The following is a 12084-nucleotide window of genomic DNA, read 5'->3' as shown; positions in this document are numbered from 1 at the left end:
AAGCAGGCCTTCGGCCAAGCCTTTGAATTTCGTTAGGAATTTGTTAATCCTGTTGCCGCCGGTCTTGGTGGCCGGATGACAGCCGGCTTATGCGATGCGAAGCCTCTGCTGGACCTCTTGGCCGCAACGCGCGCCTTATTTGCCTTCCCTACGTTTTTCGATCTCATAGGTCAGCCATCGGCAGAACATGCCGGCAATCGAAGCCGCCGCGCCGACAAGCAGACATGTGGTCAGCAGCGGGCTTTTGGAAGCGCTCGACCAACTGACGATGGCCAGCAGCACAACGCTCAGGGTTGAGATCAGATAACCCACGCCCTTGAGCAAGTGCAAAGAAGCTTTTGTCATGCCCTGAAATCTCCTCGGCCTGCTCTTGGGAACATTCATTGCGCCTTGGAGTTCCATCCCGGATCAACCCGGAACGCGACAGAGGCGCCTCATGCCCGACTACCTCAAGCTGCCGACGACGACGAAGGGCCTTGTCAGGGTCGTCATCGAAACTCCGCGCGGTGCCGCGGCCAAGGTAGCCTATGAGCCGGCTATCCAGGTATTCGGCTATGTCCGCCCTTTACCGGTCGGAATGACCTACCCCTACGATTGGGGTTTTATTCCCTCCACATTGGGGGACGATGGCGATCCCCTGGATGGGCTAGTCATCCATCAGGCCGCCACGGGTCCCGGCACCGTCATCAAATGCAACCTCTTGGGTGCGCTGCGGGTCAAGCAGAAGGATCACGGCGGCGAGGCCCTGCGCAACGACCGTTACGTCTTCTGTCCTCACAAGGAGGACGCTGAGGACGAGCCCGTGGCCGCCGACCGCGTGCCCGAGCATCTCAGGCGCGAGATCGAACAGTTCTTTCTGTCGTCGGTGCTTGGCACCGGCAAAACCATCAAGTTCAAAGGCTGGCAGGATGCCGGTGAAGCGCGCAGGGCAATCAAGAAGGGCATGAAGGCCTTTGCCGCCAGGCTACGCAAGTAAGCATGGCCATTTTCCGGTGCGTTGTTCCGATCGATCAGGCGCTTAACGGCGCGCCACGCCCGGCTCGATCCCCGACCTTGTTGTTCCGATAATCGACGCCAGCGGATAGAAGGCCAGCGCCTGCTCCTCGCAAGTGACCGCAACGACGTTGTTCGAGCGGTCGATGTCGAGACCCTTCGGGCCGCCTTCCTCGGCACTGGCCCTGCCTCGCAGAAAGGTCTCCTCGTCGAGCACGGTCACCGAGGCCGCGGGTGCTCGCTGGCCCCTCCAATCGCCGTCGCCGCCATAGACATGCACCATACGGCTGCCCGCGTCGGCGACGAGGATGTGCCGATCATCCGCTGTAAAGCGCACGCCGTGCGGATAGCCGGCGTGCTGCAGGACGCCGGCGGGTTCGCTGTCAGGCCCAAGCGAGGAGGACATGCGGTAGAGTTTTACATCCTGGGTGCCGTGGCTGCTGACGGCGATCCAGCCTCCGTCATGGCTGAGCGCAATGCCGTCGGGTATGTCGAGACCACGTTCGAGCAGCCGCTGGTTGCTCGTCGTGCGATAGCCGAGCCACCGGTTGACCACATGCCGGGTGACCAGATGCGTATAGTTGTTGCAGACCAGCAGGCTGACGCGGCCGCGCGACTCCGGCCTGACGGCAATCGAGCCCGGCGAATTCAGTTTGCAAGGCCGCCGGCCCTTTACCCGCCGAATGGCCGATATCTCGCGACTCTGGCCGGCTGGTTGCTCTCGAGGCAGGTTGAATATGGCGACCAGTCCATCGCGGTTGCCAATCGCCAGGGTGCGGTCATCGATGAAATCCAGGCCATGGATTTCGCCCATGTCGCCTGATGTCAGCTCCATGAAACCATGGATCGTGACATCGGGACCATCCGATCCGGCCTCGACGTCGATGCGCAGGACCAGCAGGCGCTTGCGCGCATAGCCGGCGATTGCCAGCAATCGATTGTCCGGTGAAAAGCGCAGGTCCTCCGTACGTCCGATCGCCGAAAGCGCCGCCCTCACCGCCGCGCTGGCCTTGAAAGCGATCCCCGGGATCATTTGCGACCCGCCCAGCGGATCGAACGCTGGAAGGGATCGAGAACCGTCCAACTGCTCGCTGTCCATTGACGACTGTCTGCCCCGCTTTGATGTCGCCGACTAAGCCCGATCGCGCGCTCGACGGTCAAGCGCAATGCAGGGGTTCCAGGCCATAACGGTTGGATATCCGCCGCCTTTGCGCTGACGCTGGTGCCCGATCCGCCATATGGTTGATGTCGCCGCCCAATCGGCGGCAGGCTCAGTTCTGCTGGATCGAAATGCCCTTGTCGTCGATCTTGAGTTCGACGCCTTTCGGCCTGGTCTGCTCGCGGTAGACGTAGACGCCCAGCGCGACGACCACGACGATGAGCGCGCCAATGATGAGATAGAGTGTGTTCTGCTTCATGGCGCGCCCTTTGTCGTGCCGAGCCTCATGCTCGTTTCAGGACCTTGACCAGAACCAGAAGGATGATGGCGCCGATCGTGGCGTGGATGATGGAGGCGATGATGCCGCCGCCGATCGAGAAGCCGATCCGTGGGAACAGCCAGCCGGCGATGAACGCGCCGACGATGCCAATGATGATGTTGCCGATCAGGCCGAAGCCGAAACCCGAAACGATGAGACCGGCGAGCCAGCCGGCGATGGCACCAATGATGATGAAGACGAGAAGGCTTTCGACACCCATAGCGGTTTCCTCCGAGCAAGAGGGCGAGCGCGGAGCGGAAGGCTCCGAATCGGCCTCGATATCAACGGCTTCAGGCTATGCGAAAGCACCCGGCCTAGCCAGCGGCGCGCTCACTGGTCGTCGTCGTCGCCGGCAGTAGGCCGCCAGCTGGTCGGCTCGACCTTCTTCTGGGTGTAGCTGTCGGTGTAGACCCACCAGCCGCCGTCGCGGTATTGCGCTATGGATTCATTGAGGACGCCGTCGCTGTCCTTCCAGGTGACGGTGACCTTGGAGCCGTCGGTCGGCGCGGTCGATATCGGCTTTCTGTCAGCCATCTCATCCCTTTTTCAGCTGTGGGCGAAGATATCCTCTTCGGCCCAGCCCATCAGGTCAAGCTTGGACCGGGTCGGCAGAAAGCGGAAACAGGCGTCCGCCTCCTTCGTGCGCCCCTCGCGCGCCAGCCGTCCGGCCAGCACGTCGCGCAACCGATGCAGATAGAGGACGTCCGAGGCGGCGTATTCGAGTTGCTCGGGCGACAGCGTTTCGGCCGCCCAATCCGACGATTGCTGCGCCTTGGACAAGCCTACGCCGAGAAGCTCGAAGCAGATGTCCTTCAGCCCGTGCCGGTCGGTGTAGGTGCGCGTCAGCCGCGAGGCGATCTTGGTGCAGAAAACCGGCTCGGGCATTACGCCAAACGCATTGTAGAGCACGGCGAGATCGAAGCGACCGTAGTGGAACAGCTTGGTGATGGTGCGGTTTCTCAACAGGCTGACAAGGTTCGGCGCCTTCTTCTGGCCCGGCGCGATCTGGATGACATCGGCGCTGCCGTCGCCAGGCGAAATCTGCACCACGCAGAGCCGATCGCGGTGCGGGTTGAGGCCGAGCGTTTCCGTATCGATGGCCACCGCCGCGACATTGTAGTGGGAGAGGTCAGGCAGATCGTTTTTATGGAAGCGGATATCGCTCATCGTCTTCTCCGGGTCGCGGCCTTCGGCGTCGCGCCTCCATCGAAGAAGCGCACACGCGCTCCAACACATTGCGCTGTCGACCCGTCCTCGCCGTGATCGGCGGAAAAATCAACAGAAAGTTGATTTTTCCGCTGTCCAGGGTTGTCCGCCTTACCGTGTCAGAGCATCCAGAATGCGCGCCCATGAGCGCTGCCCCTTGTGGAAGGAGCTGAGCTCGTATTTCTCGTTGGGCGAATGGATGCGGTCGTCATCGAGGCCGAAGCCGACCAGCAGCGATTCCATGCCGAGATAGGTCTGGAAGTCGCCCACCACCGGAATGGAGCCGCCGCTGCCGGTCGTCACCGCGGGCTTTGGCCATTCGTCCGAGAGCGCGATCTTGGCCTTGGCCAGGAAAGGCGAGTCATAGGAAAGCTGGATTGCCGGTGAACCGCCATGGGCGTGGAATTCGACCGAACAATCGGCCGGGATACGCTCCTCGACGAATTTCTGGAAAGCCGCGCGGATCTTCTTTGGATCCTGCTTGTGAACGAGGCGGAACGAAACCTTGGCCGAGGCTTCCGCCGCGATGACAGTCTTGAACCCCTTGCCGGTATAGCCGCCGATGATGCCGTTGAACTCGGCGGTCGGCCGTGCCCAGGTCAGTTCCAGCACCGAGCGACCTTTTTCGCCCGACGGGATCGACAGGCCGACAGGTCCGAGGAATGTCTCGGCCGTCTCGCCCAGTGTCTCCCATGATTTCAGCACCTGCGAGGGCGTTTCCTCGACACCGTCATAAAAACCCGGAATGGTGATATGACCGTCCTTGTCGTGGATGTCGGCCAACACCTTGGCCAGGATGCGGATCGGGTTGGCTGCAGCCCCGCCATAGAGGCCCGAATGCAGGTCGCGGTCGGCGGCCTTCACCGTGATCTCCTCGCCGACCAGACCGCGCAGCCCGACGCAGATCGACGGCGTGTCTCGGTCCCACATGCTGGTATCGCAGACCAGCGCGAAGTCGGCCTTGAGTTCCTCGGCATTGGCCTCGAGGAACGGCTTCAGCGAGGGCGACCCGGATTCCTCCTCGCCTTCGAACAGGATGGTGACGCGGCACGGCAGACTGCCGTGCACCTGTTTCCACGCACGGCAGGCTTCGACGAAGGTCATCAGCTGGCCCTTGTCGTCGGCCGAGCCGCGCCCGGTGATGACCTTGTGACCAGGTCCGATCTCCTTGATCGCGGGGGCGAAGGGGTCGTTTTCCCACAGTTCGATCGGGTCGACCGGCTGCACGTCATAATGGCCGTAGAACAGCACATGCGGCGCGCCCGCCGGCCCGTCATGATGCGCAACCACCATCGGGTGTCCAGGCGTGTCGCGCACGCTGGCGTCGAAGCCGATCAGCTTGAGTTCCGCCACCAGCCATTCCGCCGCCTTGCGGCAGTCGGCGGCATAGGCTGGATCGGTGGAGATCGACTTGATCCCGAGCAGGCCGAAGAGCCGTTCCAGGCTTTGATCGAGATTCTTGTCGAGGCGGTCGAGGACAGGGGAAACTGCGGACATGTGCATAGCCTTTCGATTCAGTGCCGGAACCGTAAAGGCAGAGCGGCGAAACGAAAAGCCCGGGACAATTGGACCACGGCCCGCGCCGGCGGCCGCGGGCAAAAAAAGACCGCCGTGGTGGAGGGGGAACCACGGCGGTCTTGTACTCGAAACGATGCGGCAGCCCGGAGAGGGGGGATAGGCTGCCGCAGTTGTCCGGTATAGGCGGGGGACGGGCCTTGCTCCGGACTTCGGCGAAAACTGCCGATGACGTGTATTTGGGTCTCTGAACATGGCGATTCAAGGGCGTTAACGTTACACTTTTGTAACGTACCCGTGAGCGGCCCTGTATAACCCCGATCTGTCAGGGTTCCCGATCTGTCAGGGTGTTGACGGAACCTATGTCTGGCGATGTCTTTGGCATGGACCAAGCCATCGCGCCGCGCTATCCCTGCCGGCATGAAAAAAGGCGATCATCTCTTCCTCATTGACGGCTCTGGCTACATCTTCCGGGCCTATCACGCACTGCCGCCGCTGACCCGCAAGTCCGACGGCCTGCCGGTCGGTGCCGTTTCCGGCTTCTGCAACATGCTGTGGAAGCTGATGCAGGATGCCCGCAACACCGATGTGGGCATTGTGCCGACGCATTTCGCAGTCATCTTCGATTATTCCTCGAAAACCTTCCGCAACGACCTCTATCCCGAATACAAGGCCAACCGTTCGGCGCCGCCCGAGGATCTGATCCCGCAATTCGGCCTGATCCGCCAGGCAACCAGGGCGTTCAACCTGCCTTGCGTCGAGATGGAAGGCTTCGAGGCCGACGATCTTATCGCCACCTATTGCCGGCTGGCCTGCGAGGCCGGCGGCGACACCACCATCATCTCCTCCGACAAGGACCTGATGCAACTGGTTGGCGACACGGTGGGCATGTACGACCCGATGAAGGATCGCCAGATCGGCATCCCCGAAGTCATCGAGAAATGGGGGGTGCCACCCGAAAAGATGATCGACATGCAGGCGCTGACCGGCGACTCCGTCGACAATGTGCCTGGCGTGCCCGGCATCGGGCCAAAGACCGCGGCGCAACTGCTCGAGCAGTTCGGCGATCTCGATGGATTGCTCGCCCGAGCCGGCGAGATCAAGCAGGAGAAAAGGCGGGAATCGATCATCGCCAACGCTGACAAGGCACGCATCTCGCGCCAGTTGGTGACGCTGAAGAACGACGTGCCGGTGGCCGAGGGACTGGACGATTTCGTGCTGCATGCTCCCGACGGGCCGAAGCTGATCGGCTTCCTCAAGACCATGGAATTCACCTCGCTGACCCGCCGCGTGGCGGAAGCGACCGGCACCGAGGCCGGCGACGTCCAGGCCGTCGCGGTGACCGTCGAACGCGCCGACAACGCACATGGCCCCGACGTCGGGGCCGGAACGCCGCCCGTCGCCCGAAACGGGGCGGCCACCGAGCCGGGCCAGGCCGCTGAAGCCGAGACGGAGACGCCAAAAAAAGGTGACACCCCTTCCCTCCTGGCCGCATTGCGGCTGGAGGGCGCGGCGACCGCCAAGATCGATACTTCGGCCTATCAGTGCATCCGCGATATCGCGACGCTGAAAGCCTGGGTCGCCGAGGCGCGGGAGGCCGGTATCGCGGCCTTCGACGTCAGGGCCACCTCGACCGATCCGATGCAGGCCTCACTGATCGGCATGGCAATGGCCACGGCGCCCGGCCGCGCCGCCTACATCCCCTTCGCCCACAAGAGCGGCAATGGCGACCTGCTCGGCGGCGGCATGCTCGAAAACCAGATCCCGCTTCGCGAGGCGCTGGCGGTGCTCAAACCACTGCTTGAGGACGGATCGGTCCTCAAGATCGCACAGAACCTGAAATATGACCTGGTCATCATGAGCCGCTACGGCGTCGATGTCGCACCCTTCGACGACACCATGCTGATCTCCTACGTGCTCGACGCCGGCACCCCCCATGGCCACGGCATGGATGCCCTTGCCGACAAATGGCTTGGCCATACCCCCCTTCAACTCAAGGACGTGACCGGTTCCGGCAAGAGCTCTGTCGGTTTCGACCAGGTCGACATCGACAGGGCGACCGCTCACGCCGCCGAGGATGCCGACGTGACGTTGCGGCTGTGGCTGGTGCTGAAGCCGCGGCTTGCCGCCAAGGGACTGGTCTCGGTCTATGAACGCCTGGAGCGGCCGCTGGTGCCGGTGCTGGCGCGCATGGAACAGCGCGGTATCTCGGTCGACCGGCAGATCCTGTCCCGGCTGTCGGGGGAACTGGCGCAAGGTGCGGCCCGGCTGGAAGAGGAAATCTACCAGCTCATCGGCGAGCGCATCAACATCGGCTCGCCCAAGCAGCTCGGCGACATCCTGTTCGGCCGCATGGGGCTGCCCGGCGGCTCCAAGACCAAGACCGGCCAGTGGTCGACCTCGGCGCAGCTGCTCGAAGATCTCGCCGCCGAAGGTCACGAACTGCCGCGCAAGATCGTCGACTGGCGCCAGCTGACCAAGCTGAAATCGACCTACACCGATGCGCTGCCCGGCTTCGTCAATCCTGACACCAAGCGCGTCCACACCTCCTACGCGCTTGCCGCAACGACGACCGGCCGTCTGTCGTCCTCCGACCCGAACCTGCAGAACATTCCGGTGCGCACGGCTGAAGGGCGCAAGATCAGGACCGCCTTCATCACCGACAAGAGCCACCGGCTGGTTTCAGCCGACTACAGCCAGATCGAACTGCGCGTGCTCGCCCACGTCGCCGAAATCCCGCAATTGCGCCAGGCCTTTGCGGATGGCGCGGACATCCATGCCATCACCGCGTCTGAAATGTTCAACGTGCCCGTGGAGGGCATGCCATCGGAAGTGCGCCGCCGCGCCAAGGCGATCAATTTCGGCATTATCTACGGCATCTCGGCCTTTGGCCTCGCCAACCAGCTGTCGATCCCGCGCGAGGAGGCGAGCGCCTATATCAAGAAATATTTCGAGCGCTTCCCCGGCATCCGCGACTATATCGAGGAGACCAAGGCCTATGCCCGCGAGCACGGCTTTGTCGAAACGATCTTCGGCCGCCGCATCCACTATCCCGACATCAGGTCGTCGAACCCGTCACTGCGCGCCTTCAACGAGCGCGCCTCCATCAATGCCCGCCTGCAGGGCACCGCCGCCGACATCATCCGCCGCGCCATGATCCGCATGGAGGAAGCCTTGGACAAGGCCAAGCTGTCCGCCCGCATGCTCCTGCAGGTGCATGACGAACTGATCTTCGAGACGGTCGAGGCGGAAGTCGAGGCGACGATCCCGGTCGTGCGCCACGTCATGGAAAACGCCGCGATGCCCGCGGTCTCGATGTCGGTGCCGCTGCATGTCGACGCCCGTGCCGCCAACAACTGGGACGAGGCGCATTGAGGTGGACATATACCTCACCTATCGCGGCCAAATCCCCTCGAAAGCAAGCAGTCTTGATGCGGTCTGGAACATGCGAAAGAGCTTTCACCGGCAATTGGAGACACTATGGGGCAAAGAGCCATTTGCGGTTCTGAAAAGATGGGAAGATTCAAATTTCGCAGCACAGGCACCAAATTTTTTACGCTCGATCGGTGACCAGGTATTCGTCCCATTTTATGGGGAGGCGGTCGGCGTAGGTGTAAGATTGGAGATCAAACTACTGACAGGCTTGCCCCAGCAGGCAGTCATAAGCAGCGGCGATTTGGACAATCGGGTAAAGCGAATAATCGACGCATTACGCGCACCCACTCAAAAAGGTGAGATTGTAGCGAACCTGGAACCAAATTCGCGATGGTACTGCGTTATGGATGATGACAGCTCTGTAAAAGAAGTAACTGCGTCGCTGGCACCATACTTGGACTCCAACGACCCGAGCGAATCTTTCGTGTTCGTTAGAGTGAGAACCTCTCCGACTGCCGTCACATTTGCAAACGTAGCTATGCTGTTTTAGCAAGTATACGCGGCGCTCTAGGCGGCCTCAGCGCGGCATTTCGCGCACGTCCCGCGAAATTCGATCACCGCCTTCCTGGCGGCGAAGCCGGTCGAGTTGACCCATTCGTTCAGCCGGTGGTCGACGTCGTGGTCCGACATCTCCGTCACCTGCCCGCAGCTGTCGCAAATGGCGAAGGCGGTCATCGAGTGGCTGTGGTCGTGCGGCTCGGCGCAGGCGACGAAGGAGTTGATGCTCTCCAGCCGATGCACGAAGCCTGACTTCACCAGCGTGTCGAGCGCCCGATAGACCTGCAGCGGCGCCCGAAAACCGCGCTCGCGCAGCTGATCAAGCAAGGTGTAGGCGCTGAGCGGCCCGCTGGCGGTCTCGAGTTTCTCGAGCACGCACAACTGGTTTTTCGTCAGCACATCCCTTGCCGCCATGGTTCTGTTCCAGCCTGCCCTGCGCCATCCCAAGGCTGTTTGCTCACGCAAACGGCCTGATCCCATTCAGATAGCGACGAACCGCCTTCTTTGCTACTCTTCTGTTGCTGTCCCGAGCCGATCGATGACATGCCGACACATTGGTGATGGCAGGCTTGATGACGGAGCGACATTCAAAATACTGCCAAAATCCTCGACGAGGATGGTCTCGCTTGGGAAATTCGATCGGGCTTGGGGAAGCGACATGATCAAATTGACACGCCGGAGGCTGCTTGTCGGCACGTCCGCGCTGGTGGCTGCCGGCACGGTTTCGTTCCGGGCTTTGGCCGCGTCGCGCACCTACCATGCGCTGCTCGTCGCCTGCACCGAATATCCGGCCTTGCCGCAGAGAAACTGGCTGATCGGGCCGAAGAACGATGCCGGCCTGGTGCACGAATACCTTCTGAAGAACGTCCCCGATCCGGTGCGCTTCGCGCCGGAAAACGTCACGCTGTTGGCCAAGGACGTGCCCGGCGCCAAGGGTTTGCCGACCCATGCCGCGATCAAGACGGCACTGGCCGATCTCGCCGCCAAGGTTCGGCGCGACGACTTCGTCTACCTGCATCTGTCCGGCCACGGCGCCCAGCAGCCCGAGAGGGTCAAGGGCGACGAGACCGACGGACTCGACGAAATTTTCCTGCCCGTCGACATCGAGAAGTGGATCAACAGGGATGCCGGCGTTCCGAACGCGCTGGTCGACAACGAGATCGGCGATGCGCTCGATGCCATCCGCGACAAGGGCGCCTTCGTCTGGGCGGTGTTCGACTGCTGCCATTCCGGCACCGCCACCCGCGCCGTCGATGTCGATGACGAGCTGGAACGCAAGGTCGAGTTCGCCGACCTGGTCGGTGGCGACGAGGCGGCCAGGGCGGCAGCCGTCAAGGCGTATGACAACACCGTTGCAAGCGCATCGCGCGGCCTCGACGAGAATGGCCAGCGCAAACCGGCCTTCAACCTGACGCCGACTGGCGGCGAGCCAATCACCAAGGGCAAACTGGTCGCCTTCTATGCCGCGCAGACAGTCGAGACGACACCGGAGATGCCGCTGCCCAAGGGCACGGCCGACGCGCCACGCTTCGGCCTCTTCACGTTCACCATCCTGTCGAAGCTCGCCGAAAATCCCAATGTCACCTATCGCCAGCTTGGCCAGGCCGTGCTGCAGCAATATTCGGCCGACAGCCGTACCCGGCCGACGCCGCTGTTCGAAGGCGAACTCGACGCGCGCGTCTTCGGCACCGACAAGACGGATGCGGTCATGCAATGGCCCATTATCGTCAAGGACGGCGAGGCGACGATCGGCGCCGGCCTGCTGCATCGCCTCACGCCGGGCAGCAAGCTCGCCATCCTGCCGTCGGCGCTGTCGTCGCTATCCGACGCCGTCGGCTATCTCGAAGTGGAATCGGCCAAGAACCTGGAGAGCCGGGTCAAGCCGGTCGATTTCGACAAGAAGCCCGCACTCAAGGTTGCCGATATCCCCGCCAATGCGTATGCCCGGGTGGCGGAGATCGCCGTCGACTACATGCTCGCCGTTGCACGGCCGGCCGCGACCAAGGGATTGGAGACGGAAACGGCACTCGTCAATTCGGTTCTCGACGAACTTGCAGCGGCCAAGGAGACCGGCTTCAACATCGAACTGGTCGATCCGGGCAAGAGCGCCGAACTTCGCTTCGCGGTGATGCGCGAGAATGCCATTGCCGGCGCCGACGGGAACGCGACCGACAAGCCGGCCCTGTGGTTCCTGCCGGCTTCGGGCGACGTGACCTTGAAGGATGGCGGTAGGCCGCCGCTGATCATCATCCACCCCGACGACCGCCAGAAGCTTGTCGATGCGACGGTAAGGAATTTGCGCACCATCTTCCGGGCCACCGGTCTTTCCAGGCTGGCGGCCGCCTCCGACTACAAGCCAGAGGACGTCGACGTGCAATTCCAGGTCAAGCGTCGTGACAAGGACGGGCTGGAGCCGTTGCAGGCCTCGGTGGTGCCACGCGTCTCGCCCGGCGACGAGGTGCATGTGCTGGCGAAGAACAGGTCGGACCAGCTGGTCGACATCAATGTGCTCTATGTCGGCAGCGATTATTCGATCACTCACATCGTTGCCGAGCGCCTCGCCCCGCAGGCTACCGTCGAGGAAGGGTTGCTCGCCTTCACCGACACCAGCTTCGGCATGGAGCGGATGATCGCGGTGCTGACCGAGGCGCCGCCGGAAAGCGAAAAGGAGGATCTGAGCTTTCTGGCGCAGGACGGTGTCGCGTCGATGACGCGCGGGATAGGCTCCGCCAGCTTCTCCGACATGCTTGCCGATATCGGCGTGGCGCCGTCGACCCGATCGGTGATGCGGCTTGCCGACAAGAGCGGCCCGAGGGGAGCGGTGATGATCTTCCCGATGGAGACGGTGCCGCGCGCCTGAGAATCCAGGCGGGGGTGTTCATGGCCAGGCCTTGCACTGCCGGCACGATGGGGTGAAAACTTTTAGCCGCAGCGTCGGGAGATGACACGGCCGGCGCAA

12 protein-coding genes are annotated in these 12084 nt (G+C 62.5%); 4 read left to right on the top strand and 8 right to left on the bottom strand.

What is annotated here, in order from left to right; translation table 11 throughout:
- Window positions 1–135: 135 nt before the first annotated feature.
- On the bottom strand, window positions 136–345 hold the full coding sequence (locus tag EN824_RS13405) for a hypothetical protein (protein ID WP_127277475.1): 210 nt from the start codon (window positions 343–345) through the stop codon (window positions 136–138).
- Window positions 346–436: 91 nt separating this feature from the next.
- Between EN824_RS13405 and EN824_RS13400 the strand changes: the two genes are divergently transcribed.
- The gene (locus EN824_RS13400; protein WP_127277477.1) at window positions 437–976 is read left to right on the top strand and encodes an inorganic diphosphatase; all 540 of its coding nucleotides are present in this window, start codon (window positions 437–439) and stop codon (window positions 974–976) included.
- A 42-nt stretch (window positions 977–1018) separates the two neighbouring features.
- On the opposite strand, the gene EN824_RS13395 is transcribed toward EN824_RS13400, so the two are convergent.
- The 6 genes from EN824_RS13395 to EN824_RS13370 form a co-directional block, all read right to left on the bottom strand.
- Window positions 1019–2026 carry a hypothetical protein gene (locus EN824_RS13395; protein ID WP_127870016.1) on the bottom strand — a complete coding sequence of 336 codons (1008 nt, stop codon included), beginning with the start codon at window positions 2024–2026 and terminating at the stop codon, window positions 1019–1021.
- 238 nt (window positions 2027–2264) lie between these two features.
- Entirely contained in the window at window positions 2265–2411 is a 147-nt protein-coding gene (locus EN824_RS13390) for a hypothetical protein (protein WP_127277481.1), read from the bottom strand.
- 25 nt (window positions 2412–2436) lie between these two features.
- The gene (locus EN824_RS13385; protein WP_127277483.1) at window positions 2437–2691 is read right to left on the bottom strand and encodes a GlsB/YeaQ/YmgE family stress response membrane protein; all 255 of its coding nucleotides are present in this window, start codon (window positions 2689–2691) and stop codon (window positions 2437–2439) included.
- 110 nt (window positions 2692–2801) lie between these two features.
- Window positions 2802–3005, bottom strand: a complete 204-nt coding sequence (locus EN824_RS13380) for a hypothetical protein (protein ID WP_127277485.1) — start codon at window positions 3003–3005, stop codon at window positions 2802–2804.
- A 12-nt stretch (window positions 3006–3017) separates the two neighbouring features.
- Window positions 3018–3638 (bottom strand): ribonuclease D, encoded by a 621-nt coding sequence (locus tag EN824_RS13375; protein ID WP_127277487.1) that lies wholly within the window; start codon window positions 3636–3638, stop codon window positions 3018–3020.
- Between the two features lie 150 nt (window positions 3639–3788).
- Window positions 3789–5180 (bottom strand): M20/M25/M40 family metallo-hydrolase, encoded by a 1392-nt coding sequence (locus tag EN824_RS13370; RefSeq protein ID WP_189522174.1) that lies wholly within the window; start codon window positions 5178–5180, stop codon window positions 3789–3791.
- A 432-nt stretch (window positions 5181–5612) separates the two neighbouring features.
- On the opposite strand from EN824_RS13370, the gene polA reads away from it, so the two are divergent.
- Entirely contained in the window at window positions 5613–8567 is a 2955-nt protein-coding gene (gene polA, locus EN824_RS13365) for a DNA polymerase I (protein WP_167531309.1), read from the top strand.
- Window position 8568: 1 nt separating this feature from the next.
- Window positions 8569–9117: a hypothetical protein gene (locus EN824_RS13360; RefSeq protein WP_127277492.1), complete on the top strand. Its 549-nt coding sequence runs from the start codon at window positions 8569–8571 to the stop codon at window positions 9115–9117.
- Between the two features lie 17 nt (window positions 9118–9134).
- Here the strand turns inward: EN824_RS13360 and EN824_RS13355 are convergent, their stop codons facing one another.
- Window positions 9135–9539, bottom strand: a complete 405-nt coding sequence (locus EN824_RS13355; RefSeq protein ID WP_127277494.1) for a Fur family transcriptional regulator — start codon at window positions 9537–9539, stop codon at window positions 9135–9137.
- A 244-nt stretch (window positions 9540–9783) separates the two neighbouring features.
- On the opposite strand from EN824_RS13355, the gene EN824_RS13350 reads away from it, so the two are divergent.
- Complete coding sequence (locus tag EN824_RS13350; protein ID WP_245464313.1) at window positions 9784–11985, top strand: caspase family protein; 2202 nt, start codon at window positions 9784–9786, stop codon at window positions 11983–11985.
- The last annotated feature ends 99 nt before the right edge of the window (window positions 11986–12084 follow it).

Source organism: Mesorhizobium sp. M8A.F.Ca.ET.181.01.1.1 (assembly GCF_004792025.1).
Lineage (GTDB): Bacteria > Pseudomonadota > Alphaproteobacteria > Rhizobiales > Rhizobiaceae > Mesorhizobium.
This window is presented reverse-complemented; position numbering and strand designations above follow the sequence as displayed.

What these genes read in the sequence shown, in the direction of transcription:
- EN824_RS13350 (WP_245464313.1), top strand. Translation starts at nt 9,784, where the DNA reads ATGATCAAATTGACACGCCGGAGGCTGCTTGTCGGCACGTCCGCGCTG.
- EN824_RS13375 (WP_127277487.1), bottom strand. Translation starts at nt 3,638, where the DNA reads ATGAGCGATATCCGCTTCCATAAAAACGATCTGCCTGACCTCTCCCAC.
- polA (WP_167531309.1), top strand. Translation starts at nt 5,613, where the DNA reads ATGAAAAAAGGCGATCATCTCTTCCTCATTGACGGCTCTGGCTACATC.
- EN824_RS13370 (WP_189522174.1), bottom strand. Translation starts at nt 5,180, where the DNA reads ATGCACATGTCCGCAGTTTCCCCTGTCCTCGACCGCCTCGACAAGAAT.
- EN824_RS13385 (WP_127277483.1), bottom strand. Translation starts at nt 2,691, where the DNA reads ATGGGTGTCGAAAGCCTTCTCGTCTTCATCATCATTGGTGCCATCGCC.
- EN824_RS13395 (WP_127870016.1), bottom strand. Translation starts at nt 2,026, where the DNA reads ATGATCCCGGGGATCGCTTTCAAGGCCAGCGCGGCGGTGAGGGCGGCG.
- EN824_RS13405 (WP_127277475.1), bottom strand. Translation starts at nt 345, where the DNA reads ATGACAAAAGCTTCTTTGCACTTGCTCAAGGGCGTGGGTTATCTGATC.
- EN824_RS13355 (WP_127277494.1), bottom strand. Translation starts at nt 9,539, where the DNA reads ATGGCGGCAAGGGATGTGCTGACGAAAAACCAGTTGTGCGTGCTCGAG.
- EN824_RS13400 (WP_127277477.1), top strand. Translation starts at nt 437, where the DNA reads ATGCCCGACTACCTCAAGCTGCCGACGACGACGAAGGGCCTTGTCAGG.
- EN824_RS13390 (WP_127277481.1), bottom strand. Translation starts at nt 2,411, where the DNA reads ATGAAGCAGAACACACTCTATCTCATCATTGGCGCGCTCATCGTCGTG.
- EN824_RS13380 (WP_127277485.1), bottom strand. Translation starts at nt 3,005, where the DNA reads ATGGCTGACAGAAAGCCGATATCGACCGCGCCGACCGACGGCTCCAAG.